Annotated in this window: 1 protein-coding gene; it reads left to right on the top strand. The window is 33.3% G+C overall.

Annotation, left to right across the window (positions count from 1 at the left end; genetic code table 11):
• A partial coding sequence (locus tag D3260_RS17100) for a SasC/FmtB family protein (RefSeq protein ID WP_147418254.1) occupies positions 1–445 on the top strand: 445 nt, incomplete at both ends.

The raw sequence follows: 445 nt of genomic DNA, 5'->3' as shown, positions 1-445 counted from the left end.
GGACGGACGCTAGTAATCATGGAGATTTTAATGGTATTGAAAAATCTTTAACAGTAAATCCAAATTCTGAATTAATCTTTGAATTTAATACAATGACTACTAAAAACGGTCAAGGCGCAACAAATGTTATTATCAAAAATGCTGATACTAATGATACGATTGCTGAAAAGACTGTCGAAGGCGGTCCAACTTTGCGTTTATTTAAAGTACCTGATAATGTGAGAAATCTCAAAATTCAATTTGTACCTAAAAATGACGCAATAACAGATGCGCGTGGCATTTATCAACTAAAAGATGGTTACAAATACTATAGCTTTGTTGACTCTATCGGACTTCATTCTGGGTCACATGTTTATGTTGAAAGACGAACAATGGATCCAACAGCAACAAATAATAAAGAGTTTACTGTAACAACATCATTAAAGAATAATGGTAATTCTGGTGC

The organism is Salinisphaera sp. Q1T1-3, from assembly GCF_003602005.1.
In the GTDB taxonomy this organism is placed as follows: domain Bacteria; phylum Pseudomonadota; class Gammaproteobacteria; order Nevskiales; family Salinisphaeraceae; genus Salinisphaera.
This window is presented reverse-complemented; position numbering and strand designations above follow the sequence as displayed.